This window comes from Curtobacterium sp. VKM Ac-2889 (assembly GCF_015350855.1).
Taxonomy (GTDB): domain Bacteria; phylum Actinomycetota; class Actinomycetes; order Actinomycetales; family Microbacteriaceae; genus Curtobacterium; species Curtobacterium poinsettiae.
Genome location: NZ_JADKSC010000003.1, coordinates 484,529 through 508,714, shown reverse-complemented (window position 1 = coordinate 508,714; position 24,186 = coordinate 484,529). Strand labels below are relative to the sequence as shown.

Annotated in this window: 20 protein-coding genes; 17 read left to right on the top strand and 3 right to left on the bottom strand. The window is 69.3% G+C overall.

Annotated elements, in window-relative coordinates:
- The first annotated feature begins 64 nt into the window (after positions 1 to 64).
- From dnaE to ITJ50_RS12540, 5 genes are read left to right on the top strand one after another with little or no spacing between them, the layout of a single operon-like run.
- Positions 65 to 3,544, top strand: a complete 3,480-nt coding sequence (gene dnaE / locus ITJ50_RS12560) for a DNA polymerase III subunit alpha (protein ID WP_042537439.1) — start codon at positions 65 to 67, stop codon at positions 3,542 to 3,544.
- 10 nt (positions 3,545 to 3,554) lie between these two features.
- Positions 3,555 to 4,397, top strand: a complete 843-nt coding sequence (locus ITJ50_RS12555) for a hypothetical protein (RefSeq protein WP_056068265.1) — start codon at positions 3,555 to 3,557, stop codon at positions 4,395 to 4,397.
- Positions 4,394 to 5,701, top strand: coding sequence for a histidinol dehydrogenase (gene hisD, locus ITJ50_RS12550; protein WP_194590609.1), 1,308 nt, complete (start codon positions 4,394 to 4,396; stop codon positions 5,699 to 5,701). The genes ITJ50_RS12555 and hisD overlap by 4 nt, the downstream gene beginning before the upstream one ends.
- A 13-nt stretch (positions 5,702 to 5,714) precedes the next feature.
- Positions 5,715 to 6,215 carry a transcriptional regulator NrdR gene (gene nrdR, locus ITJ50_RS12545; protein ID WP_017886638.1) on the top strand — a complete coding sequence of 167 codons (501 nt, stop codon included), beginning with the start codon at positions 5,715 to 5,717 and terminating at the stop codon, positions 6,213 to 6,215.
- Positions 6,212 to 7,288 (top strand): quinone-dependent dihydroorotate dehydrogenase, encoded by a 1,077-nt coding sequence (locus tag ITJ50_RS12540; RefSeq protein ID WP_082509342.1) that lies wholly within the window; start codon positions 6,212 to 6,214, stop codon positions 7,286 to 7,288. The genes nrdR and ITJ50_RS12540 overlap by 4 nt, the downstream gene beginning before the upstream one ends.
- Before the next feature lie 233 nt (positions 7,289 to 7,521).
- On the opposite strand, the gene ITJ50_RS12535 is transcribed toward ITJ50_RS12540, so the two are convergent.
- On the bottom strand, positions 7,522 to 8,097 hold the full coding sequence (locus ITJ50_RS12535) for a DUF3043 domain-containing protein (RefSeq protein WP_140447944.1): 576 nt from the start codon (positions 8,095 to 8,097) through the stop codon (positions 7,522 to 7,524).
- A gap of 52 nt (positions 8,098 to 8,149) precedes the next feature.
- Between ITJ50_RS12535 and ITJ50_RS12530 the strand changes: the two genes are divergently transcribed.
- The 6 genes from ITJ50_RS12530 to ITJ50_RS12505 all read left to right on the top strand — a co-directional run bounded on the left by ITJ50_RS12530 (position 8,150) and on the right by ITJ50_RS12505 (position 14,925).
- On the top strand, positions 8,150 to 9,601 hold the full coding sequence (locus ITJ50_RS12530) for a dipeptidase (protein ID WP_017886641.1): 1,452 nt from the start codon (positions 8,150 to 8,152) through the stop codon (positions 9,599 to 9,601).
- 58 nt (positions 9,602 to 9,659) lie between these two features.
- Entirely contained in the window at positions 9,660 to 10,028 is a 369-nt protein-coding gene (locus ITJ50_RS12525) for a HesB/IscA family protein (RefSeq protein ID WP_017886642.1), read from the top strand.
- A 293-nt stretch (positions 10,029 to 10,321) separates the two neighbouring features.
- Positions 10,322 to 11,224 (top strand): cytochrome c oxidase subunit II, encoded by a 903-nt coding sequence (gene coxB / locus ITJ50_RS12520; RefSeq protein WP_031259441.1) that lies wholly within the window; start codon positions 10,322 to 10,324, stop codon positions 11,222 to 11,224.
- 11 nt (positions 11,225 to 11,235) lie between these two features.
- On the top strand, positions 11,236 to 12,972 hold the full coding sequence (gene ctaD, locus ITJ50_RS12515) for a cytochrome c oxidase subunit I (protein ID WP_017886644.1): 1,737 nt from the start codon (positions 11,236 to 11,238) through the stop codon (positions 12,970 to 12,972).
- A gap of 4 nt (positions 12,973 to 12,976) precedes the next feature.
- The gene (locus ITJ50_RS12510; protein WP_017886645.1) at positions 12,977 to 13,393 is read left to right on the top strand and encodes a cytochrome c oxidase subunit 4; all 417 of its coding nucleotides are present in this window, start codon (positions 12,977 to 12,979) and stop codon (positions 13,391 to 13,393) included.
- 158 nt (positions 13,394 to 13,551) lie between these two features.
- A complete protein-coding gene (locus ITJ50_RS12505; RefSeq protein WP_017886646.1) occupies positions 13,552 to 14,925 on the top strand; it encodes a glucose-6-phosphate dehydrogenase in 1,374 nt (457 codons plus the stop codon).
- Between the two features lie 210 nt (positions 14,926 to 15,135).
- On the opposite strand, the gene ITJ50_RS12500 is transcribed toward ITJ50_RS12505, so the two are convergent.
- A complete protein-coding gene (locus ITJ50_RS12500; RefSeq protein WP_017886647.1) occupies positions 15,136 to 17,037 on the bottom strand; it encodes a glycoside hydrolase family 15 protein in 1,902 nt (633 codons plus the stop codon).
- A gap of 78 nt (positions 17,038 to 17,115) precedes the next feature.
- Entirely contained in the window at positions 17,116 to 18,180 is a 1,065-nt protein-coding gene (locus ITJ50_RS12495; RefSeq protein ID WP_194590608.1) for an App1 family protein, read from the bottom strand.
- Between the two features lie 270 nt (positions 18,181 to 18,450).
- Here ITJ50_RS12495 and ITJ50_RS12490 point away from each other — a divergent pair, with 270 nt between their 5' ends.
- From ITJ50_RS12490 to ITJ50_RS12465, 6 genes are all read left to right on the top strand, one after another.
- On the top strand, positions 18,451 to 18,981 hold the full coding sequence (locus tag ITJ50_RS12490; RefSeq protein WP_052481628.1) for a TetR/AcrR family transcriptional regulator: 531 nt from the start codon (positions 18,451 to 18,453) through the stop codon (positions 18,979 to 18,981).
- A 230-nt stretch (positions 18,982 to 19,211) separates the two neighbouring features.
- Positions 19,212 to 20,138 carry an ABC transporter ATP-binding protein gene (locus ITJ50_RS12485; RefSeq protein WP_017886650.1) on the top strand — a complete coding sequence of 309 codons (927 nt, stop codon included), beginning with the start codon at positions 19,212 to 19,214 and terminating at the stop codon, positions 20,136 to 20,138.
- A complete protein-coding gene (locus ITJ50_RS12480; RefSeq protein ID WP_017886651.1) occupies positions 20,135 to 20,851 on the top strand; it encodes an ABC transporter permease in 717 nt (238 codons plus the stop codon). Before ITJ50_RS12485 ends, ITJ50_RS12480 begins: the two co-directional genes overlap by 4 nt.
- Positions 20,848 to 21,576, top strand: a complete 729-nt coding sequence (locus ITJ50_RS12475; protein ID WP_017886652.1) for an ABC transporter permease — start codon at positions 20,848 to 20,850, stop codon at positions 21,574 to 21,576. The genes ITJ50_RS12480 and ITJ50_RS12475 overlap by 4 nt, the downstream gene beginning before the upstream one ends.
- Positions 21,573 to 22,496 (top strand): ABC transporter substrate-binding protein, encoded by a 924-nt coding sequence (locus ITJ50_RS12470; protein ID WP_017886653.1) that lies wholly within the window; start codon positions 21,573 to 21,575, stop codon positions 22,494 to 22,496. The genes ITJ50_RS12475 and ITJ50_RS12470 overlap by 4 nt, the downstream gene beginning before the upstream one ends.
- A gap of 273 nt (positions 22,497 to 22,769) precedes the next feature.
- On the top strand, positions 22,770 to 24,182 hold the full coding sequence (locus ITJ50_RS12465) for a cytochrome ubiquinol oxidase subunit I (RefSeq protein WP_017886654.1): 1,413 nt from the start codon (positions 22,770 to 22,772) through the stop codon (positions 24,180 to 24,182).
- Positions 24,183 to 24,186 lie beyond the last annotated feature (4 nt).

The following is a 24,186-nucleotide window of genomic DNA, read 5'->3' as shown; positions in this document are numbered from 1 at the left end:
AACCGGAGGTTCCGTGTCGGATTCCGACTCCTTCGTCCACCTGCACGTGCACAGCGAGTACTCGATGCTCGACGGTGCCGCCAGGCTCTCCGACCTCGTGGCGGAGACCGCCGCGCAGGGGATGCCCGCCGTGGCGGTGACCGACCACGGCAACATGTTCGGCGCCTTCGAGTTCTGGAAGGCCGCCAAGGCCGGTGGCGTCAAGCCCATCATCGGGACCGAGGCGTACATCACGCCCCGCACGCACCGCTCCGACAAGACCCGTGTCCGCTGGGGTGACGGCGGCGGCGACGACGTGTCCGGTGCGGGCTCGTACACGCACATGACGATGTTCGCCGAGAACACCACCGGCATGCACAACCTGTTCCGGTTGTCGTCCAAGGCGTCGCTCGAGGGCTACTACTTCAAGCCCCGCATGGACATCGAACTCCTGCAGGAGTACCACCAGGGCATCATCGCCACGACGGGCTGCCCCTCGGGGGAGATCCAGACGCGCCTGCGCCTCGGCCAGTACGACGAAGCGGTGCAGGCCGCCGCCGACTACCGCGACATCTTCGGCAAGGAGAACTACTTCGCCGAGGTCATGGACCACGGGCTCGAGATCGAGCGCCGGATCATGAGCGACCTGATCCGCCTGGCGAAGGACCTCGACATCCCGCTGGTCGGCACGAACGACCTGCACTACACGCACGCCCACGACGCCAAGTCGCACGCGGCACTGCTCTGCGTGCAGTCCGGTTCGACCCTGAACGACCCGAACCGCTTCAAGTTCGATGCCGACGAGTTCTACCTGAAGACCCCGGCGCAGATGCGACACGTCTTCCGCGACAACCTCGAGGCCTGTGACAACACGCTGCTCATCGCCGAACGCTGCAACGTCGAGTTCGACACCTCGGCGAACTACATGCCGAAGTTCCCGGTGCCCGAGGGCGAGACCGAGCACTCCTGGTTCGAGAAAGAGGTCGCGAAGGGGCTGGAGTACCGGTACCCGGGCGGCATCTCGAAAGAGGTCCAGGACCGCGCCGACTACGAGGTCGGCATCATCAACCAGATGGGGTTCCCTGGCTACTTCCTGGTGGTCGCGGACTTCATCAACTGGTCCAAGAACAACGGCATCCGCGTCGGTCCGGGGCGTGGCTCCGGTGCCGGCTCGATGGTGGCGTACGCGATGCGCATCACCGACCTCGATCCGATCCGGCACGGTCTGATCTTCGAGCGGTTCCTCAACCCGGACCGCGTCTCGATGCCCGACTTCGACGTCGACTTCGACGACCGGCGCCGCGGTGAGGCGATCAAGTACGTCACCGAGAAGTACGGGTCGGAGCGCGTGGCGCAGATCGTCACGTACGGCACGATCAAGGCGAAGCAGGCGCTCAAGGACTCCTCGCGCGTCCTCGGGTTCCCGTTCGGCATGGGCGAGAAGCTCACCAAGGCGATGCCACCGCCCGTGATGGGCAAGGACATCCCGCTCACCGGGATCTTCGACAAGGACCACCCGCGCTACAAGGAAGCCGTCGACGTCCGCACCGTGGTCGAGACCGACCCCGAGGCGAAGACCGTCTTCGACACGGCGCTCGGGCTCGAGGGGCTGAAGCGCCAGTGGGGCGTGCACGCGGCCGGCGTCATCATGTCGAGCGACCCGCTGATCGACATCATCCCGATCATGAAGCGGGAGCAGGACGGCCAGATCGTCACGCAGTTCGACTACCCGGCGGCGGAGTCGCTCGGCCTGATCAAGATGGACTTCCTGGGGCTCCGCAACCTCACGATCATCAGCGACGCCCTCGACAACATCAAGACGAACCGGGGGACCGAGCTCGACCTCGAGAACATGGGGCTCGAGGACCCCGAGGCGTACGCGCTCCTGCAGCGCGGTGACACCCTCGGCGTGTTCCAGCTCGACGGCGGGCCCATGCGCGGCCTGCTGCGGCTGATGAAGCCCGACAACTTCGAGGACATCTCCGCGCTCATCGCCCTGTACCGTCCGGGGCCCATGGGTGCGAACTCGCACACGAACTACGCGCTCCGCAAGAACGGCGAGCAGCCGATCACCCCGATCCACCCGGAGCTCGAAGAGCCCCTGAAGGACATCATCGGCACGACCTACGGCCTGATCATCTACCAGGAGCAGGTCATGGCCATCGCGCAGAAGGTCGCCGGGTTCTCTCTCGGCCAGGCGGACATCCTCCGCCGCGCGATGGGCAAGAAGAAGAAGTCCGAGCTCGACAAGCAGTACGCGGGCTTCCAGCAGGGCATGAAGGACAACGGCTACTCCGACGCGGCGATCAAGACGCTGTGGGACATCCTGCTGCCCTTCTCCGACTACGCGTTCAACAAGGCACACTCGGCGGCCTACGGTGTGGTGTCCTTCTGGACCGCGTACCTCAAGGCGCACTACCCGGCTGAGTACATGGCGGCCCTGCTGACCTCGGTCGGTGACGCCCGTGACAAGCTCGCCCTGTACCTGAACGAGTGCCGGCGCATGGGCATCAAGGTCATGCCGCCGGACGTCAACGAGTCGATCGGCTTCTTCGCCGCAGTCGGTGACGACATCCGCTTCGGCATGGGTGCCATCCGCAACGTCGGGTTCAACGTGGTCGACGACATCGTCAAGGCCCGGACCGAGAAGGGTGCGTTCGAGTCCTTCCACGACTTCCTGCGCAAGATCCCGATCTCGTCGGCGAACAAGCGCACGGTCGAGTCGCTCATCAAGGCCGGTGCGTTCGACGAGTTCGGGGACACCCGCCGTGCCCTGGTGGAGATCCACGAGGGCGCCGTCGAGGGCGCGGTGAAGGTCAAGCGTGACGAGGCCCACGGCAACGTCGGGTTCGACTTCGACTCGCTCTTCGCCGAGGCCGCCGAGGACACCCCGAGCGCCGCGGTGTCCCAGGTGCCGGACCGGCCGGAGTGGTCCAAGCGCGACAAGCTGGCGTTCGAGCGGGACATGCTCGGGCTCTACGTGTCCGACCACCCGCTCGCCGGGCTCGAGATCGAACTCGCGAAGCACCAGTCGATCACCATCGCCGACCTGCTGACCGCCGACGACTCGATCGAGGGTGAGACGGTCACCGTCGCCGGCCTGCTGACGAGCGTGCAGCACCGGGTGGCGAAGACGAGCGGCAACCCGTACGGCATCGTCGACATCGAGGACTTCGGCGGGCAGATCGGGGTGATGTTCCTGGGCAAGACGTACCAGGAGTTCGGCCCGTCCCTGGTGGCCGACTCGATCGTCGTCCTGCGCGGCCGCGTCAACGTCCGCGACGACGGCAAGGCCCTGCACGCGGTGAGCATGTTCCAGCCGAACGTCGGCGACGCGATGGGTTCCGGCCCGCTCACCCTGTCACTGCCCGAACGGCAGGCCACGACGACCACGGTGACGGAACTCGCCGCCGTGCTCGGCCGTCACCAGGGCGACACCGAGGTCCGGCTGAAGCTGCTGAAGGACGACGTGGCGCGCACCTTCGAGCTGCCGTTCCCGGTGAACCTCACCCCGGACCTGTTCGGCGAGCTGAAGAGCCTGCTCGGACCCCGCTGCCTGGTCTAGGAGCGTCGCCATGGCTGGTCCGCCGCTGCCGCCGGGCCCGGACGTGCTGCGGGCGTTCGGCGTGCACGACCGCCCGCTCGAGCGGCTCGGCGGCGGCCGCGGGCTGACGTGGCGCGCCGGGGACGTCGTGCTCCGGCCGTCCGGCGACCCCCTGGAGGCCCGGTGGCGGTCCGCCACGCTGGCCCGGCTCGTCCACACGGCCGGGTTCCGGACCCCGCGTCCGGTCGCCGCCGAGTCCGGGGACTGGATCGTGGGCTCCGGCACCGGCACCGGCGACGGCGGGTGGGAGGCCTGGGGATGGGTCGACGGCTCGACCGACCCGACCCGCGTGGACGACGTCATCGCCGCGGGTGCTGCCTTCCACCGGGCCGTCGCGGACCTGCCGCGTCCCGAAGTCCTCGACCAGCGTGAGGACCCCTGGAGCCGGGCGGACCGGATGGTCTGGGGCAACGCACCCCTGCCGGACGATCCGACGCTGGACCGCCTGGCGGCGACGTTCCGGCCGGTGACGTCCCCGTCCCAGCTCGTCCACGGTGACCTGCTCGGCAACGTGCTCTTCACGCCGGGGGAGCCACCCACGGTGTTCGACTGGGCGCCGTACTGGCGTCCGGCGGGCCTCGGTGCCGCGATCGCGGCGGTCGACGCCGTGACCTGGCACCGGGTCGCCGTCGGCCGGCTCGGCGTGCTCGGGACCGGCGTGCCGGAGTGGCCGCAGCTGCTCGTCCGTGCGCTGGCGTTCCGGATCGCCACGCTGCACCTGCTCGACGCGTGGGACACCGACCAGGTCGCCCACCACCGGCCCGTGGTCGACGCGGTCGTGCAGCACGCCGCCGGTACGCTGGAGGCCTCATGATGCAGCGAATCGACCTCCGCGGCGGCCTCCCCGCCCGTGCCGAACTCCTCCGACTCATGCCCCGTGCCGCGGGTGACGTGTCGCACGCGGTCGACGCCGCGCGCGAGTTGATCGAGGACGTCCGACACCGTGGGGCCGCGGCCCTGCGCGACCAGGCCGAGCGCTTCGACGGTGGGGCCCCCGCGAACGTACGGGTGCCCACCGCCGAGATCACCGCCGCGGTGGCCGGGCTCACCCCCGAGGTCCGGGCGGCCCTCGACGAGGCGATCCGCCGCGTCCGTGCCGCGAGTGCCGCGCAGATCCCCGCTCCGTCCGTGACGACCCTGGCCGACGGCGCCGAGGTCCACCAGCGCTGGCAGCCGATGCGCCGTGTCGGGCTCTACGTGCCCGGCGGCAAGGCCGTCTACCCGTCCAGCGTCGTGATGAACGTGGTCGCCGCCCAGGTCGCGGGCGTGCCCTCGATCGCCCTCGTGTCGCCGCCGCAGCGCGACCACGGCGGCGCGGTGCACCCGACGATCCTCGCCGCGGCGGGGCTGCTCGGCATCGACGAGGTCTACGCGATGGGTGGTGCCGGAGCCGTCGGCGCGCTGGCGTACGGCGTCGCCGAGATCGACCTCGAGCCCGTCGACCTGGTCACCGGGCCGGGCAACAACTACGTCGCCGCCGCCAAGCGCCTGGTGCGCGGCGTGGTGGGCATCGACTCCGAGGCCGGCGCGACCGAGATCCTCGTGATCGCGGACGACACCGCCGACGCGGGGTTCGTGGCTGCCGACCTGATCAGCCAGGCCGAGCACGACGAGCAGGCCGGCAGCGTGCTGGTGACGACGTCCGCGGCGTTCGCCGACGCGGTGGAAGCCGCCATCCCGGAACGCACGGCGGTGCTCGGGACGGCTGCGCGCCTCCAGACCGCCCTGGACGGGCCGCAGTCCGCGATCGTCCTGGTGGACTCGCTGACCGACGCCGCGACCGTGAGCAACGCGTACGGGCCGGAGCACCTCGAGATCCAGACGGTCGACGACGACGCCGTGCTGGCCGACGTCGACGCCGCCGGTGCGGTGTTCGTCGGACCGAGCACGCCGGTGAGCCTGGGGGACTACCTGGCCGGGTCGAACCACGTGCTGCCGACCGGCGGCCAGGCCCGCTTCGGGTCCGGACTGTCCGCGTCGACGTTCCTGCGACCCCAGCAGATCGTCCGGTACACGCCCGAGGCCCTGGCCGAGGTCGCGCCGCACATCGTCGCCCTGTCCACCGAGGAGCAGCTCCCCGCGCACGGGGCCGCCGTGACGGAGCGCACGAACCGATAGCCTGGGGAACGACATGTTCTGCCCCTTCTGCCGCCACCCGGACTCCCGCGTCGTCGACTCACGGACGAGCGACGACGGAACCTCCATCCGCCGCCGTCGACAGTGCCCCAACTGCGGTCGACGGTTCTCGACCACCGAGACCGCATCGCTCAACGTGGTGAAGCGCAACGGCGTCACCGAGCCGTTCAGCCGCGACAAGATCGTCTCCGGCGTGCGCAAGGCGTGCCAAGGGCGCCCGGTCACCGACGGCGACCTGGCCGTCCTCGCGCAGCGCGTCGAGGAGACCGTGCGCTCCTCCGGGTCCAGCCAGATCGACGCGAACGACATCGGCCTCGCGATCCTCGCGCCCCTGCGGGAGCTCGACGAGGTCGCGTACCTGCGCTTCGCGAGCGTCTACCAGGCGTTCGACTCACTCGAGGACTTCGAGGACGCCATCGGCCAGCTCCGTCGCGACCACCACGGGACGGCCGACAGCGCCGCCGGCTCGTCCGCACCGTCCGGCACACGCGCGTGAGCGGCATCGCCGAACGGATCGTGCGCGGCGGGTACCGCGTCGTGTTCCGCTCCGTGTTCGCGAACATGGACCCGGAACGCGCCCACCACCTGGCCTTCGCCGTCATCGCGGGGCTGCCCCGCGTGCCGTTCCTGAGCGGGGTCGTCGAACGGTACTGCCGCCCGTCGGCAGCCGACGGCATCACCACGATGGGCATCCACTTCCCGTCGCGCTTCGGCCTGGCGGCGGGCTTCGACAAGGACGCCCGCGGCATCGCCGGGCTCGGTCTGCTCGGCTTCGGCCACGTCGAGGTCGGCACCATCACCGCCAAGCCGCAGCCCGGCAACGAGCGCCCGCGCCTGTTCCGCCTGATCGGCGACCGCGCTCTGATCAACCGCATGGGCTTCAACAACCACGGTGCCGCAGCGGCCGCCCGACGCCTCGAGCGCGCCCGCCGCAACCCGGGTCGGCCCGTGATCGGCGTGAACATCGGCAAGAGCCGGGTCGTCTCGGTCGAGGACGCCATCGACGACTACCTCGAGTCCACCCGCCGCCTGGCGACGTTCGCGGACTACCTGGCGGTCAACGTCAGCTCGCCGAACACGCCCGGTCTGCGCGGACTGCAGGAACTCGACCAGCTCCGACCGCTGCTCTCCGCGGTGCGCGACGGCGCGGGGCGCACCCCGGTGCTCGTCAAGATCGCACCGGACCTGACCGATGAGCAGATCGACGCGATCGCGGGCCTGGCGGTCGAGCTCGGGCTGTCCGGCGTGATCGCGAACAACACGACGATCGCGCGCGAGGGACTGACGGCCGACCCGTCCGACGTCGAGGCGATGGGTGCCGGTGGACTCTCCGGGGCGCCGGTCGCCGCGCGTTCGCTCGAGGTCCTGCGTCGGGTCCGCGCCGCCGTGCCGGCGGACTTCTGCGTCATCGCCGTCGGTGGCGTGACCACCGAGCAGGACGTGCAGGACCGCATCGACGCCGGGGCGACGCTCGTGCAGGGCTACACGGCGTTCCTCTACGAGGGGCCGACCTGGGCGGCGCGCATCAACCGGCTGCGCCGACGTCGGCTGCGTCGCGCCGCGCGCTAGTCGCGACCACCATCCGGACTGGAGGCCCGTGGCGACGCCGCCACGGGCCTCCCGTCCGTCCTGGGGCGCGCCTGCGCCATCGGGTGAGCAGAACGCGCCGTGGCTCGCCAGTCGACCCGTCGTGTTCTGCTCACTCGATCACCGATGCGGAGCGGGGGAGCGGGGAACAGGGGAGCGGGAACGACGAAGCGCCGCCCGGCCTGCCGGGCGGCGCTTCGTTCGTGTGCGTGTGGCTAGAGCGTGGGGTACTCGCCGCGCCGGACCTGGGGCTTCGGCAGCCGCAGGAACCGCAGCTGCCACGCCCGCGTCAGGATGTAGAGGAACGTGCCGCGCTGGAAGTCGCCGAACTTGGTGGTGAGCTTGCGGCGGAGCGACAGCCAGAGCACCACGCAGTCGATGACGAACAGCGCCACGAACGCCCACACCAGCAGGAGCGAGTAGGACGCGATGACCGTCTGCGCGGCGGCGAACCCGACGATGAGGAACAGCACGAGCACGGGCATCATGACCTCGCCGACGTTCCAGCGGGCGTCGATCCAGTCGCGGACGAAGCGTCGCTGCTCACCGCGGTCCTTCGCCGGCAGGTAGCGCTCCTCGCCGTTGGCCATGCCGACCCGGGCACGCTCGCGCTCGGAGTTGAGGCGTGCGCGGGCTGCCTTCTTGTCGACCGGCGTGTTGCCGACGAGGGGGCGGCGGTTCGCTGCCTCTCGCTCGCGGCGGGACGGCGTCGGGCGGCCCTTGCCCTGCTCGAGGAGCTCGGCCTCGGTCGGGTTGACGGTCGTGTTGGTCTTGGGGGCTGCCTTCGCCACGGTGCGTTCCTAACGGCGGTGTGCGTGCGGGATCTCCTCTAGATTACCGGGCATGACCGACAGCCAACAGCACAGCCCCGCGACCGACCCCGCGCTCCTCGACGCCCTGCGCGAACACGTCCAGGGGGCCCTGCCCACGACGATCGCCGACCTGTCCGCCCTGGTGCGCCTGCCGTCGGTCTCCTGGTCGGCCTTCGACCCGTCGAACGTGCGCGCGAGCGCCGAGGCCGTCGCGGACCTGGCGCGGTCGACCGGGGTCTTCGGCCCGGACGACGTCCGGATCGTGCGGTCGGCGGTGTCCGGCTCGACCGCCGACGTCGCCGAGGCGGACGCCGAGACCGAGCTCGGCCAGCCGGCGGTGCTCGCGGTGCGCCCGGCGCGGAACGGCAAGCCGACGGTGATGCTCTACGCCCACCACGACGTGCAGCCGCAGGGCGACGAGGCCCTGTGGGAGACCCCGCCGTTCGAGCCGACGCTCCGCGGTGACCGCCTGTACGGTCGCGGCGCCTCGGACGACAAAGCCGGCGTGATGACCCACATCGCCTCGCTCCGCGCGGTGCACGCCCAGTTCGGCGATGACCTCGACCTCGGGATCGTGTTGTTCGTCGAGGGCGAGGAGGAGTTCGGCTCCCGCTCGTTCCGCACCTTCCTGCGCGAGCAGAAGGAGCACCTGGCCGCCGACGTCATCGTCGTGGCGGACAGCGACAACTGGTCGACCGAGGTGCCGTCGATCACGGTGTCGCTGCGCGGCAACGTCACCTTCAAGCTCACCCTGACCACGCTCGAGCACGCCAGCCACAGCGGCATGTTCGGGGGAGCGGCCCCGGACGCGATGATCCCGATGGTGCGGCTGCTCGCCTCGCTGCACGACGCCGACGGGTCGGTCGCCGTCGAGGGGCTGGCCTCGTACGAAGCCGACGTGCCGGAGCGCACCGAGGACGAACTCGCCGTCGACGCCGCACTCGTTCCCGGTGTGCGCCCGATCGGCACCGGCGCCGTGCTGTCCCGCATGTGGTTCCAGCCGTCGATCACGGTGACGGGCATGGACGTGCCGAGCGTCGCGAACGCCTCGAACACCCTGCTGCCCACGGTCTCGGCACGGGTCTCGGTCCGCGTCGCCCCCGGCCAGGACGCCCGCGAGGCCGCCGCTGCCGTCGAACGGCACCTGCGCGAGCACGTCCCGTTCGGCGCACGGATGGAGGTCACCGAGCCGGACAGCGGCGACGGGTTCCTCGTCGACACCGCCGGCTGGGCCGTGCAGGAGGCCCGCACGGCCATGCGCGAGGGCTGGGGTGCCGAGGCGGTCGAGCAGGGCATCGGCGGGTCGATCCCGTTCGTGTCGGACCTGGCTGCGGAGTTCCCGGACGCGCAGATCCTGGTCACCGGCGTCGAGGACCCGGACACCCGTGCGCACAGCCCGAACGAGTCGCAGCACCTCGGCGTCCTGCACCGTGCCATCGCGTCGGAGACGATCCTGCTCGCCAGGCTCGCGACGCGCAGCTGAGGGTGCTTACAATCGAGGCCAGGCGCGGTGACCAGCACCGCCCGGAGGGAGACGCGCGATGAGCGACACCATCACCGAAGCACCGGCGACCGAGACCCCGTCGCACGGCGTCCTCCTGAGCGACGCCGCTGCCGGCAAGGTGGCGAGCCTGCTCGAACAAGAGGGCCGCGACGACCTGCGCCTGCGCCTCGCCGTCCAGCCCGGTGGCTGCTCGGGCCTGATCTACCAGCTGTACTTCGACGAGCGCATGCTCGACGGTGACGTCACCGCCGAGTTCGACGGGGTCGAGGTCGTCGTCGACAAGATGAGCGTCCCGTACCTCGACGGCGCGACGATCGACTTCGAGGACACGATCCAGAAGCAGGGCTTCACGATCGACAACCCGAACGCGCAGGGCAGCTGCGCCTGCGGTGACAGCTTCCACTGATCGCCAGCGATCCGACACGCGAGCGGGGAGCGACCGGAACGGTCGCTCCCCGCTCGCGTTCGTGTGACCGGACGTGGCGCGCCGGGGCGCGGCGGAACCGGGGGGAATCGTGCCCGCCGACGTGCGGATCGAGGCCAGAACCGTGGCGTGTGTGCGCGAGCGGTGGCGAGCTGCGAGTAAGCTAGGAGTGTTCCAATCAAGCTGGGAGCCAGCCAAGCGCCGCCTTCGTGCGGCTCGCCGTCGGACACGACGGGCTGACCTTCCGAAGCTCACGTCTTTTGCGAGAGGTAACAGTGCGTTCGAATCGCCGTATACGTTGGGCGGCCGTCCCGGTGGCCGTCGGTCTGGTCATCGCACTGGCTGGCTGCACGCAGCAGCAGATGAACGGATGGCTCCCCGGCACGGAGGAGACGAAGAACGTCACCAACCACACGAGCCGCATCGTCGGCCTGTGGACCACCAGCTGGGTCGTGCTCCTCGCCGTCGGTCTGATCGTGTGGGGCCTGATCATCTGGGCCGCGATCGTCTACCGCCGCCGGAAGGGCCAGACCGGCCTGCCCGTGCAGATGCGGTACAACATGCCGCTCGAGATCTTCTACACGATCGTGCCGCTGATCCTGGTGCTCGGCTTCTTCGCCTTCACCGCGAAGGACCAGGCCGCGATCGAGAAGCCCTTCGCCGACCCCGACGCCACCGTGCACGTGTACGGCAAGCGCTGGGCGTGGGACTTCAACTACATCAACAAGGACAACCCCGAAGAGAGCGTCTACTACCAGGGCATCCAGGCCCAGGAAGAAGAGAACGCCAAGGGGGCGATCGACGAGTCGCAGCTGCCGACCCTCTACCTGCCCAAGGGCAAGAAGGTCGCGATCGAACTCTCGTCGCGCGACGTCGACCACTCCTTCTGGGTCATCGACTTCCTGTACAAGAAGGACATGCTCCCGGGCAAGACCAACTGGGAGTACTTCATCCCGGAGAAGCTCGGCACGTACCAGGGCAAGTGCGCGGAGCTCTGCGGTGAGTACCACTCGCTGATGCTCTTCCAGGTGAAGGTCGTCACGCCCGCTCAGTACGAGGCGTACCTCGGCACCCTGAAGGACCAGGGCAAGGTCGGTCTGCTCGGCAACGAGTACAACACCAACACCAACGAACCGAACAACAAGGCGCCGGTCGAGGCGTCCAGCGAGAACAAGTAGGGGCTCGTCAGATGACAACGTCACTCGTCGGCCAACCGACCCAGACCGCTTCGCCGGACTTCCAGGCGTCGAAGGTGGGCCGGAAGGGCAACATCGTCGTCCGGTGGATCACCTCCACCGACCACAAGACCATCGGGTACATGTACCTGATCGCGTCGTTCGTCTTCTTCCTGCTCGCAGGTGTGATGGCCCTCGTGATCCGTGCCCAGCTCTTCGAACCCGGCCTGCACGTGGTCGCGACGAAGGAGCAGTACAACCAGCTGTTCACGATGCACGGCACGATCATGCTGCTGATGTTCGCGACGCCGCTGTTCTCGGGCTTCGCGAACGCGATCATGCCGCTCCAGATCGGTGCGCCGGACGTCGCCTTCCCGCGACTCAACGGGTTCGCCTTCTGGCTCTACCTGTTCGGTTCGCTCATCGCGGTCGGCGGCTTCCTCACCCCGCAGGGCGCTGCCTCGTTCGGCTGGTTCGCCTACGCGCCACTGAGTGACACGACGTTCACACCAGGGCTCGGCGGGACACTCTGGGTCTTCGGCCTGGGCATGACCGGCTTCTCGACGATCCTCGGTGCGGTGAACTTCATCACCACGATCATCACGATGCGTGCCCCGGGTCTGACCATGTTCCGCATGTCGATCTTCACGTGGAACACCCTCGTGACCGCGCTCCTCGTCCTGATGGCCTTCCCGGTCCTCGCGACGGCGCTCTTCGGCCTCGGTCTCGACCGTGTGTTCAACGCCCAGATCTTCAACCCGGCCAACGGCGGGGCCCTGCTCTGGCAGCACCTGTTCTGGTTCTTCGGGCACCCCGAGGTGTACATCATCGCGCTGCCGTTCTTCGGCATCGTGTCCGAGGTCTTCCCGGTGTTCAGCCGCAAGCCGATCTTCGGCTACAAGACCCTGGTGTACGCGACCATCTCGATCGCGGCCCTGTCGGTCACGGTGTGGGCACACCACATGTACGTCACCGGTGGCGTCCTGCTTCCGTGGTTCTCGCTCATGACGATGCTCATCGCGGTCCCGACCGGCGTGAAGATCTTCAACTGGGTCGGCACGATGTGGCGCGGTTCGGTCACGTTCGAGACCCCGCTGCTCTGGGCCCTCGGGTTCCTGATCACCTTCACGTTCGGTGGTCTGACCGGTGTCATCCTGGCGTCGCCGCCGCTCGACTTCCACGTGTCCGACTCGTACTTCGTCGTCGCGCACTTCCACTACGTGGTCTTCGGCACCGTCGTGTTCGCGATGTTCTCCGGCTTCTACTTCTGGTGGCCGAAGTGGACCGGCAAGATGCTCAACGAGCGTCTCGGCAAGATCCACTTCTGGCTCCTGTTCATCGGGTTCCACACCACGTTCCTCATCCAGCACTGGCTGGGCGTCATCGGCATGCCGCGTCGGTACGCGACCTACCTGCCGAACGACGGCTTCACGTGGATGAACCAGCTGTCGACGATCGGCTCGATGATCCTCGCGATCTCGTTCCTGCCGTTCATCTTCAACGTCTACGTGACCGCTCGGAACGCACCGAAGGTCGCCGTGAACGACCCGTGGGGCTACGGCCGCTCGCTCGAGTGGGCGACCTCCTGCCCGCCGCCGCGCCACAACTTCACGTCGATCCCGCGCATCCGTTCGGAGTCCCCGGCGTTCGACCTGAACCACCCCGAGGCCGGTGTGCCGATCGGTGTCGGTCCCGCGAAGGACGCCCCCGATGCCCCGACCTACGACGCCGCGAAGGGCGAGGTGAAGTAACGCCATGCGCGCGAACACCAACCTGTTCTGGATCCTCTTCGGGTTCTTCATCCTCGCGGACGCCGCGTACACGATCTGGGCGATGCTCTACTACGGTCACCCGGAGTGGGTCGGCACCGTTGCGATCGGCCTGACGGGCATCATGTCGGCGTTCATCGCCTTCTACCTCGGCAAGGTGATGTCGTCCCAGGGCGGCGTCCTGCCCGAGGACCGCCCGGACGCAAACATCGAGGACGGCGACGCCGAACTCGGGCACTTCAGCCCCTGGTCCTGGTGGCCCATCCTGCTGGCCGCCGCGGTCGCCGTGTGCTTCCTCGGCGTGGCAGCCGGCCTCTGGATCGTCCCGATCGGTCTCGTCCTCGTGGCGATCACCCTGGTCGGCTGGGTCTACGAGTACTACCGCGGCAACTTCGGGCACTGACCCGGCGCTGCAGCGCACCTGACACTTCGGGCGGCACCAGAACGGTGCCGCCCGAAGTGCGTCCGGGCACAGATCTCCGGTTCGGATCCGGAACAAACGGGCCCGCCCGCGACTTGACTGGAGCGGACCTCCCACCACAGCGAAAGGAGTCACCTCAGGTGACCGACAAGCGCACCCTCATCATCTTCGGCGCGACGGGCGACCTCGCCTCCCGCCTGCTCCTGCCGGGCCTCGGCACGTTCCTGCAGAGCGGCCGTGCCGTCCCCGTGCAGCTGATCGGCACGGGCCGCAGCGAGCGCAGCCCCGAGAAGTGGAAGGACATCGTCACGCAGTCCTTCGCGTCGCAGGACGTCAAGGGGCCGGAGGTCGACGCGACCATCGAGTCGACGCAGTTCATCCAGGGCGACCCCACCGACCCGAAGCACCTCGAGGCGCTGTTGGCCGCGGCCGACTCCGAGCCGATCCTGTACTTCGCGCTCCCGCCGCAGATCGCCTCCGACATCTGCGAGGCGCTCCAGCACGTCGAGCTCCCCGAGGGCACGACCCTGGCCTTCGAGAAGCCCTTCGGCACCGACGTCGCGAGTGCCCAGGCCCTCAACGAGACGGTGCTCAAGCTCGTCCCCGAGGACCGCGTGCACCGCACCGACCACTTCCTCGGCCGCACCACGGTGCTGAACATCATCGGTCTGCGCTTCGCGAACCGCCTGTTCGAGCCGATCTGGAACGCCGAGAACATCGAGAAGGTCGACGTCTTCTACGACGAGACCCTCGGTCTCGAGAACCGCGCCCAGTACTACGACGAGGCCGGCGCGATGGTCGACATGATCCAGTCGCACCTGCTGCAGATCCTCGGCCTGGTCACGATGGACGCCCCGTCCGCGATCGACGCGGTCGAGTTCCGCTCGTCGCTCGCCCGGGTCCTGCGCTCCACGCGTCTGAAGGGCGACGACGCGAAGATCGCGTCCCGCCGTGCGGTCTACACGGCCGGCACCATCGACGGCAAGGAACTGCCCTCGTACCAGGAAGAGGACGGCGTCGACCCGTCGCGCCAGACGGAGACCCTCGCCGAGATCTCGGTCGAGGTCGACACCGCCCGCTGGGCCGGCGTCCCCTTCACGCTGCGCTCCGGCAAGGCCCTCGGCGCCAGCCGCAAGGAGGTGCTGATCACCTTCAAGCCGGTCACGCGCCTGCCCTCCGGCCTGAGTGGTCGCCCGAAGACCGACACGCTCCGCATCGTCCTGAACCCGGACGAGATCGAGCTGACGGTGTCGGCCAACGGTGGCGGCAACCCGTTCGAGATGGGGCAGGTCACCCTGTCGTCGTCGTTCAGCGACGGCGAGCTCACCCCGTACGGCGAGGTCCTGAACGGCATCTTCCACGACGACCCGCTGCTCTCGATCCGCGGCGACGTGGCCGAGCGCTGCTGGGAGATCGTCGAGCCGGTCGTCGCCGCCTGGAAGGCCGACGAGGTCCCGCTCGAGGAGTACCGCGCCGGTTCGCGCGGCCCGGCGGACTGGGAGTCGTCGTCCTGACGGACGCGTTCTCGACGTCCTGAACGGACGCCCTGACGGACGGGAGGCCCGGTGCCAGCTGGCACCGGGCCTCCCGTCCGTCTGTGGGTCGCGTGCAGAGCACCGCGAGACGCCGTCGTGTCGGCGAGACGCCGCGAGATCCGGCGGCGTCTCGACGTTGTCGAGGCGTGGTGCGACGACGACGGCGTCTTCGCGGGGTGGAGCGAGGCGTCACGCGGGGGAGCCGGCTCGCTCACCCTCGCCGGTCCACGAGCGGGTGCCCCCGTCGTGCACGGACAACCGTGTGCGGTGTCCGACGGCGGCTCCCCGGGCGCGCTCGATGGCGTCGGCCGCCGACACCAGGGTGAGGTGCGACAGCACCTGCGGGGTGTTGCCGATGTGGTGGCCCGTGGCGACGTCGATCTCCTCGGAGAGCATGCCGACGTCGTTCGCGTACCCGACCAGCACGTCCATCAGGCGCTCGGCGTCGTCCACGCGGCCCGAGGCGGCGTACTGCTCAACCAGCCAGAACGAGCACGCCAGGAACGGGTGCTCAGCGCCCGACAGGCCGTCGAAGCCCGCGGTCGTGCGGTAGCGGAGCACGAGGCCGTCGTCCCCGACCCGCAGGTCCTCCTCGATCGCGCGCACCGTGCCGGTCATCCGGGGGTCGTCGGCGCGGCAGAAGCCGACCTGCGGCAGGACGAGCAGGCTGGCGTCGACCTCGTCGGTGTCGTAGTGCTGGCGGAACGATCCGCGCTCGGCGTTCCAGCCGTGCTCCTCGATCTCGGCGCGCACCGTGTCGCGCAACGTCCGCCAACGGTCGACGGGACCCTCGAGGCCGAACTCCTCGACCGCGGCGACCCCACGGTCGAAGGCGGCCCAGATCATCACCCGTGAGTGTGTGAAGCTGCGGCGCGGACCGCGCATCTCCCAGATGCCGTTGTCCGGCTCCTGCCAGTGCTCCTCGACGTAGCCGAGCAGGGCCCGCTGCAGCGCCCACGAGTCGGCGTTCTCCTCGACCCCGAGCTCGCGGGCGTCGTGCAGCGCGGACAGGACCTCGCCGAAGACGTCGCCCTGGTACTGCGTCGAGGCGCCGTTGCCGATGCGGACCGGGGTCGACCCGAGGTACCCGGGCAACTCGGGGATCTCGCGTTCGGGCAGTTCGCGTTCGCCGGCGATCCCGTACATGATCTGCACGTCCGCGGGGTCGCCCGCGATGGCCCGCAGCAGCCAGCCCCGCCAGTGCGTGGCCTCGTCCCGGTACCCGTGGGCGATGAGCGAGGCGAGCGCGAGGGACGCGTCGCGGAGCCACACGTAGCGGTAGTCCCAGTTGCGTTCGCCGCCGGGGTCCTCGGGCAGGCCCGTGGTCGCTGCGGCGACGACGCCACCGGTCTCACCGTGGGTCATCGCGCGGAGGAACACCAGCGACCGGCGGGTGGCGGCCGCGTACCGGCCGGTGGTCTGTGCGGGCGCGGTCCATCCCGTCCACCACGACAGGGTGTGGGCGAGGGCCGCGTCGACGTCGAGGGGTTCCGGCGGTTCGCGGTGCGACGGGTACCAGGTGAGCACGGTGTCGAGCACCTCGCCGTCGTGGATCGTCGTGACGGCGGTGTGCCGGTGGTCGTCGGCACGGAACCGCGGCCCGCGCACGATCACCGAGCCGGGGCCGGCCGTCGCGAGGAGCGCCGGTTCGTCGTCGTCCCCGATCTGCCGGATCCACGGCAGGGCGCGTGAGTAGTCGAACCGGATGCGCAGGGTCTGGCGCATCTCGACGGTGCCGCGGAGGCCGCGGACGCGGCGCACGATCGACGGCCGGTGCGCCCCGACGGGCATGAACTCGGTGACCTCGACCACGCCGTCACGGGTGGTCCAGACGGTGGAGAGCACGAGCGTGTCCCCGCGGTACCGCCACCGCGCGGTGGCGTCACCGTCGACGGGGCGCAGGGTCCAGTGTCCGTGGTCCTCGGTGCCGAGCAGCGAGGCGAACGTGGACGAGCTGTCGAAGCGCGGCAGGCAGGCCCAGTCGATCGTGCCGTCCCGGCCGACCAGGGCAGCGGTCCCGGTGTCGCCGATCAGGGCGTGGTCCTCGATGCGGTTCGGCGGGGTGGGCGGTGCTTCCGGCTCGGTGCTCATGGACCGATCGAACACCCGCTGGCCGTGCGCCGCGGTCCGCGACGGGTGGCCCTGGCCGAGACCGTTGTGAGGGGTCGCTCAGGCCGGTTCGGAGGCGTCGGAATCGATGATGCCGATGCGTGCGAGCTCGCTCCAGAGCCCGGCGCCGTCCGGGGCGTAGACCCACGGCGCCGAGGAGTCGCGGGAGCGTTCCTGCGCCCGCGAACGACCACCGGCCAGGACCGCTTCGCTCGTGGACAGCTGCCGGATGGCGACGCCCGCGACGTTGTGCGGGTGCTCCCGCGAGAAGTCGCCGTAGAGGCTCTCGTCGTGCTGCCCGTCGTCGCCGACCAGGAGCCAGCGGATGTCCGGGAAGTCCTGGGCGAGCCGCCGGAGGTTCTGCTGCTTGTGCAGCTGGCCGCTGCGGAAGAACCGGTCGTGGGTGGGGCCCCAGTCGGTGAGCAGCAGCGTGCCGGACGGGTACATGTTGCGCGACAGGAAGCGCTGCAGCGTCGGCGCGACGTTCCACGCCCCGGTCGACAGGTACACGGTCGGCGAACCGGGGTGCTGCGCCAGGATCCGCTCGTAGAGCACGGACATGCCGGGTACCGGGCGGCGGGCGTGCTCGGTGAGCACGAAGGAGTTCCAGGCGGCCAGCATGGGGCGGGGGAGCGAGGTGACCATCACGGTGTCGTCGATGTCGGACAGCAGCCCGAAGCGGGTGTCCGGGTGCACCACGAACACGTCGGCCTCGACGTCACGCCCGCCACCCGCCGAGAGTCGCACCGTGCGCCAGCCGGGCTCGAGGTCGATCGGGACGATAGTGTCGACGACGCCGCCACGGTCGGTCTGCACCACGTGCGAAACCCCGCCGGCGGTGACGGTGACCTCGGCGTGGTCGACGGCGACGCTCGTGAAGCTCTTCCAGCCGCGGACGCCGGCGTAGGAGACGTCGGAGGCGAGACCGCGGCGCGTCAGCAGCACGCGGCAGAGGATGCGGACCCATCCGGGTGCGCCGTAGCCGGTGTACGGGACCACCGTGGGGACCAGGCCGCGGCGGCGTGCACGGTGCTCGCGGAACTCCTGGACGGCGTCCTCGATGCGGGCCGCGCGGTGCAGGAGCGGCTCGGCCAACGACGGCTCGTGGGGCGTCGGGTCGGGCATGGCGTCATCCTCCCACGGGCGGCTGACGAAACCCGCGCGCTGGACAGAACTGGTGCGTCGCAACTGGTGAGTCGCAGCCACGTTCCAGGTCCGTTCTGCGAAAGTTGTCCCCGTCACGCCAACGAACCGCGCTGGAGCGCAAGAGGAGAACACGTGCTCGTCACCGAGGTAACGAACGCTCTGCCGGGGGGATCATCACTGCTCAGGAACGAGCCGGTCCAAGCCCGCAGTTCGGCGCGCCTCGCCGGCCTCCTCGATGCCGCTGCCGCGGTGATCGACGAGATCGGGTTCGAGCGGCTCACGACCGCCATGGTGGCCGAGCGCGCGGGGGCGTCGATCGGCACCGTCTACCGGTACTTCCCGGACCGCATCGCCGTGGTCGAGGCGCTCGCGATCCGCTGCACCCAGCGGCTCGCCGCCCGCTTCGTCGAGGCGCTCGACGCCAGCGGCGCCGAGACCTGGCAGGACGCCAACGACGCGCTCATCGACCTGACCGCCGAGATGTACCGCACCGAGCCCGGCTTCCGGGCGATCCGGTTCGGCGACCCGGCGGACACCGGGACCGGTGACGCGGAAGACCGCATGGGTGCGCTCGGCGCAGCCGTGGGCCAGATCATGCGCGACCGTTTCGGTCTGCCGGACGACGAGCACGTCACCCGTGCCTGGGTCGTCCTCGCCGAGTCCGGTCACGCGGTGCTGGCGCGGGCACACCGCGACCGTGAGCACCCCGACACCGAGCTGATCGAGGAGTACCGCCGGATGAACCGCGCCCACCTCGAATCGGTGATCGCCGCCTCCTGACGACCCCGTCGAACCGGCGCGACACGCCGGTGACCGAACCGACCCGCCCGTGTCCTCCGAACAGGAGGCGCGGGCGTCGTCGTCCCCCGACACATCGCGCTGAACCGGTGGTGGTCCCACGATCTCCCGGTCGTCCGGAACCCGTCACGCGGCGTCGTGACCGAACCGATGTCGGCACCCCCGGGTACTCTCATCCGAAGTCGGGCTACCTCCGAACAGAAGGGCACCCCATGATCGAGTTCCGCTCGGTGCGCAAGACCTACCCGGACGGCACGACTGCGGTCGAGCACTTCGATCTGGTCATCCCGTCCCGGACCACCACCGTCTTCGTCGGATCCAGCGGCTGTGGCAAGACCACGCTGCTCCGCATGATCAACCGCATGGTCGACCCCACCTCCGGCACCGTCGAGATCGACGGGTCGGACGTCGCCGGGATCAACCCCGTTGAGCTCCGTCGCCACATCGGGTACGTCATGCAGAACTCCGGACTGCTGCCGCACCGCAAGGTCGTCGACAACATCGCGACGGTCCCGCTGCTGACCGGCGTCTCCAAGGCCGATGCCCGCAAGCGTGCCCTCGAACTCATGGACACCGTCGGACTCGACCGCGCGTTCGCCGACCGCTACCCGTCGCAGCTCTCCGGCGGCCAGCAGCAGCGCGTCGGGGTCGCCCGCGGGCTCGCCGTCGACCCGAACATCCTGCTCATGGACGAGCCGTTCGGGGCCGTCGACCCCCTGGTGCGCAACGACCTGCAGGACGAACTCATCCGGCTGCAGCGCGAGCTCGGCAAGACCGTCGTGTTCGTGACGCACGACATCGACGAGGCGTTCAAGCTCGGCGACCAGGTCGTCATCCTCAAGAAGGGCGGCGAGATCGCCCAGCAGGGGACGCCGGCCGAGATCCTCGCCGCACCCGCTGACGACTTCGTCGCGACGTTCATCGGCGCAGGCCGCGGGCGCCGTGCGCTGCGGGTCGAGCAGACCCCGACCGGTCCGATCGTCGTCGACGGCGAAGGGCGTGCAGCCGGTGTGCTGACGGGCCCCGTCGGGGTCGTCGACGCCGCCCAGGCCGTGCCCCAGTCCGACACCCGAGCAGCAGAGGCCGGAGCGTCGCACGACGCACCGGGTGCTCCGGCGCAGGGTGGGGGCACCCGGTGAAGTGGGTGCTGGCGAACCTCGACACGATCTGGGACAACACGGTCTCCCACCTCGCGATCGCGATCCCGCCGATCATCGTGGCGTTCCTGCTGTCGATCCCCATCGGGTGGCTGGTCGTCCGACTGCAGCGGCCCGGTGGGTCGCGCTTCGCGTCCGGGGTGGGGAGCAGCATCGTGACCCTCGCCGGTCTGCTGTACGCGATCCCGTCGCTCGCCCTGTTCGTGGCGCTGCCGGGCATCATCGGCACCGGCCTGCAGAGCCCGATCAACGTCGTCATCGGCCTGACCCTGTACGGCCTCGCACTCATGGTGCGGTCCACGGTCGACGGGCTGACCTCGGTCGACGCCGAGACCAAGTCCGCCTCGACCGCCATGGGCTACTCGCCGGCGCAGCGCTTCTTCCGGGTGGAACTCCCGCTCGCCGGTCCGGTGCTGCTGGCCGGGCTCCGGGTCGTCGCGGTCTCCACGATCTCGCTGACCACGGTCGGCGCGGTCCTCGGGATCCCGAGCCTCGGCCTGCTCTTCACCGACGGCCTGGGGCGCGGGATCTACGAAGAGATCCTCTCCGGCATCGTCATGGTGCTCGTGCTCGCGTTCGCCATCGACGGCCTGCTGGTGCTGCTCGGGCGACTGGTGATGCCGTGGACCCGCACGAGCTCGGTGTCGCGTCGTCAGTCCCGTCGGGTCCTGCAAGCAGCGGAGGTCTCCTCGTGATCATCGGACAGGCCTTCGCGTGGGTGTTCGACCCCACGAACTACGGCGGCTACAACGGCATCCCCACGCGCGTGTGGGAGCACGTGTGGATCACCCTGCTCGCGGTGCTCATCGCGGCGGTCATCGCGGTGCCGGTCGGCTACGCGATCGGGCACACCCGCCGAGCACGCGGCGTCTCGATCGCCGTCTCCGGCGGGGTGCGTGCGCTCCCGACGCTCGGTGTGCTCTCGCTCTTCGGCCTGCTGCTCGGCATCGGGCTGCAGGCACCCTTGCTCGCGCTCGTCATCCTGGCGATCCCGTCGGTGCTCGCCGGTGCCTACTCCGGCATCGAGTCCGTCGACCCCGGTGTCGTCGACGCCGCGAAGGCCCAGGGCATGACCGGGTGGCAGATCCTGTGGAAGGTCGAGATCCCACTCGGGCTCCCGCTCCTGATCGGTGGGATCCGCGCAGCGGTGCTGCAGGTCGTCGCGACCGCCACGCTCGCCGCGTACGTCGGGGCCGGTGGCCTCGGCGGCTACTTCTTCCTCGGCCTGAAGACCCAGGACTACGCCGAGATGCTCGGCGCCTCCATCCTCGTGATCGCCCTCGCGATCGCGTTCGAGATCGTGTTCGCCGTGCTGCAGCGGGCGGCGGTGCCGAAGGGCACCGCGGACCCGTCGGCCCGACAGCGTCAGGGGTCGCGAGAGCGAGCCCGCAATCCACTCCCGGAAGGAAATCCCTCGTGATCACAGCACCCAAGATCCGCGCCGGAGTCGCCGCCGCGATGGCGGTGGGCGTCGTCGCCGCCCTCGCCGGCTGCGCGTCGAGCGACCCGCTCGACAGCGGCTCCAGCAACTCGTCCGACTCGAAGACCATCGTCGTCGGCTCGCAGCAGTACTACTCGAACGAGATCATCGCCGAGCTCTACGCCCAGGTCCTCGAGAAGGACGGCTTCGAGGTCAAGCGCAACTTCAACATCGGGCAGCGCGAGGTCTACATCCCGCAGCTCGAGAAGGGCGCCATCGACGTCATGCCCGAGTACAGCGGCAACCTGCTGCAGTACTTCGACAAGGACTCCGACGCGAAGACCGCCGACCAGATCGACGACGGACTCGACAAGGCCCTGCCGAAGGGCCTCCGCGTCCTCGACGAGGCCGAGGCGACCGACCAGGACAGCTACACCGTCACGAAGAAGTTCTCCGAGGACAACGACGTCACGAGCCTGGCCGACCTGAAGAACGTCGACGAGAAGCTCACCGTGGGTGCCAACTCTGAGAACCAGACCCGGCCGTACGGGCCGAAGGGGCTCAAGTCGGTCTACGGCGTCGACGTCGACTTCAAGGCGATCGAGGACGGCGGTGGCGCCCTGACCGTCAAGGCGCTCAAGGACGACACCGTCCAGCTGGCTGACATCTACACGGCCGACCCGAGCATCAAGGCGAACGGCTTCGTCACGCTGAAGGACCCGGAGAACCTGATCCTGCCGCAGAACGTGGTGCCGGTCGTCTCGAAGAAGGTCAACGAGAAGGCTGCCGACGCGATCGACTCGGTCAACGAGAAGCTCACGACGGATGCCCTGATCGAGCTCAACACCAAGAGCACGGCCGACAAGGAGAAGGCGTCCACCATCGCCGAGGACTGGCTCAAGGCCGAGGGTCTGCTGTAGCCACAGCTCCACGAACGAAGCGACAGGCGTCGGGTGTCCACCCGGCGCCTGTCGTCGTTTCCGGACCGGGCGAAGCGAACATCCGTGCCGCACGGTTGTGCCGTGCAGGGGCTTTGCACGTTTGTGCACGCGAGGGTTCTACAAGTTGTCGAATCGACGGACGTCGCGATAGCGTTGGGGTGTCCCAAGGGCTGTGACACCTGATGTATCCGTTCCACAGGAAGCAACTGACGTGCACGAACAGCGCGCGGCCACCCGTCTCGGAAACGCCGCATGAACGACCTCCTCGATCCGCTCCTCTTGTCGCGGTGGCAGTTCGGTCTGACGACCATCTACCACTTCCTCTTCGTCCCGTTGACGATCGGCATGGCGGCCGTGGTGGCCGTGTTCCAGACCGCCTGGTACCGCACCGGCCGTGCGCACTACCTGCAGCTCACGCGGTTCTTCGGGCGGATCTTCCTCATCAACTTCGCCATGGGCGTCGTGACGGGCATCGTGCAGGAGTTCCAGTTCGGCATGAACTGGTCGAACTACTCGCGCTTCGTCGGTGACGTCTTCGGCGCACCGCTCGCGCTCGAGGGCATCCTGGCGTTCTTCTTCGAGGCGGCGTTCATCGGCATCTGGATCTTCGGTTGGGACCGCCTGCCGAAGGCCCTGCACCTGGCCAGCATCTGGTGCGTCAGCGCGGGCACGATCATGTCGGCGTACTTCATCATCGCGGCGAACGCGTTCATGCAGCACCCGGTCGGCTTCGCGATGAACGAGGCCAAGGGGCGCGCCGAGCTCACCGACATCTGGGCGGTGCTCGGCAACAAGGTCGCGCTGGCCGCGTTCCCGCACACGCTCTTCGCCTGCTTCATGGTCGCCGCGGCGGTCATCATCTCGGTCGCTGCCTACCACCTGGCCCGCAACCAGAACCTCGAGACGATGATGCCGGCGCTGAAGTTCGGCATGTGGACCATGCTCGCGGCCGGGGCGCTCACCGTCCTGACCGGCGACCAGCTCGGTCTGACCATGGTCGACACGCAGCCGATGAAGATGGCGTCGGCCGAGGCGCTGTACAACACGGCCACCGGCAAGGACGCATCGTTCTCGATCTTCACGCTGGGCACCCCCGACGGCGTCCACGAGCTGTTCTCGATCCGGGTGCCGTACCTGCTGTCGTTCCTGTCGACGCACACGTTCAACGGCACGGTCGAGGGCATCAACGACCTGCAGGCGCAGTACACCCAGGTCTACGGCCCCGGCGACTACAAGCCGATCATCTGGGTCACCTACTGGTCGTTCCGCTGGATGATCGCCCTGGGCGTCGGTGCGGTCATGGTCTCGCTCGTCGGACTCTGGCTGACCCGCAAGGGCCGGTTCCCGACGCAGCGCTGGGTGTGGCGCATCGCCACCTGGACGGCGCCGCTGCCGATGGCCGCGATGATCGTCGGCTGGGTCTTCACGGAGATGGGCCGCCAGCCGTGGCTCGTGTTCGGGCTGCTCCGGACGAAGGACGGCGTCTCCCCGAACGTGACCGGACTCGAGGTCCTCATCTCGCTGCTGGTCTTCACCGCGATCTACGGCACGCTGGCCGTCGTCGAGTTCAAGCTCATCAAGAAGGTCGCGCAAGAAGGCCCCGCCGACCCGGACGAGGTCGACGAGGAGACCGGCGAGGTCAAGCACGAAGTGACGGTCTACTAGAAAT

Bases quoted from the DNA above. Each gene is read 5' to 3' on its own strand.
- dnaE (WP_042537439.1), top strand. From the start codon at position 65: ATGCTCGACGGTGCCGCCAGGCTCTCCGACCTCGTGGCGGAGACCGCC.
- ITJ50_RS12555 (WP_056068265.1), top strand. From the start codon at position 3,555: ATGGCTGGTCCGCCGCTGCCGCCGGGCCCGGACGTGCTGCGGGCGTTC.
- hisD (WP_194590609.1), top strand. From the start codon at position 4,394: ATGATGCAGCGAATCGACCTCCGCGGCGGCCTCCCCGCCCGTGCCGAA.
- nrdR (WP_017886638.1), top strand. From the start codon at position 5,715: ATGTTCTGCCCCTTCTGCCGCCACCCGGACTCCCGCGTCGTCGACTCA.
- ITJ50_RS12530 (WP_017886641.1), top strand. From the start codon at position 8,150: ATGACCGACAGCCAACAGCACAGCCCCGCGACCGACCCCGCGCTCCTC.
- ITJ50_RS12525 (WP_017886642.1), top strand. From the start codon at position 9,660: ATGAGCGACACCATCACCGAAGCACCGGCGACCGAGACCCCGTCGCAC.
- ctaD (WP_017886644.1), top strand. From the start codon at position 11,236: ATGACAACGTCACTCGTCGGCCAACCGACCCAGACCGCTTCGCCGGAC.
- ITJ50_RS12510 (WP_017886645.1), top strand. From the start codon at position 12,977: ATGCGCGCGAACACCAACCTGTTCTGGATCCTCTTCGGGTTCTTCATC.
- ITJ50_RS12500 (WP_017886647.1), bottom strand. From the start codon at position 17,037: ATGAGCACCGAGCCGGAAGCACCGCCCACCCCGCCGAACCGCATCGAG.
- ITJ50_RS12495 (WP_194590608.1), bottom strand. From the start codon at position 18,180: ATGCCCGACCCGACGCCCCACGAGCCGTCGTTGGCCGAGCCGCTCCTG.
- ITJ50_RS12485 (WP_017886650.1), top strand. From the start codon at position 19,212: ATGATCGAGTTCCGCTCGGTGCGCAAGACCTACCCGGACGGCACGACT.
- ITJ50_RS12465 (WP_017886654.1), top strand. From the start codon at position 22,770: ATGAACGACCTCCTCGATCCGCTCCTCTTGTCGCGGTGGCAGTTCGGT.